Consider the following 400-nt stretch of genomic DNA (forward strand, 5'->3'; position numbering starts at 1 on the left):
TTCGACGGCGCGATGCACGAAGTCACCCGAAGAAAGCGCAGCGTTGCCGAGGAAACGCGGATGGCGCTCGTCGACCACACCTTTACCCATCTGTGTGGTGATGAACGGGATGCCGGTCTTGTCGATCAGTTGCTTGAGGACTTTCGCGGTCATCTTGCGGTTGGCGCCGGCACCGATCACCAGGATCGGATTGCGCGCATTCTGCAGTTTTTCCACTGCCGCTTCGATGGCCTTGTGTTCGGCCAGCGGTCGGCGGTGCAGGCTTGGCGGAATCGGCAGGCTGTCGGTCTGCTCGGCGGCGATGTCTTCCGGCAGTTCCAGGTGCACTGCACCCGGCTTTTCTTCTTCAGCCAGGCGGAACGCTTCGCGCATACGGGCCGGGATATTGTCGGCGGAGGCG

Annotated in this window: 1 pseudogene; it reads right to left on the minus strand. The window is 62.2% G+C overall.

What is annotated here, in order from left to right:
• Nucleotides 1–400: pseudogene (locus tag ACLEJP_RS25540) on the minus strand (acetolactate synthase large subunit); the annotation flags it as partial.

Source organism: Pseudomonas sp. SMV7 (assembly GCF_052041995.1).
In the GTDB taxonomy this organism is placed as follows: domain Bacteria; phylum Pseudomonadota; class Gammaproteobacteria; order Pseudomonadales; family Pseudomonadaceae; genus Aquipseudomonas.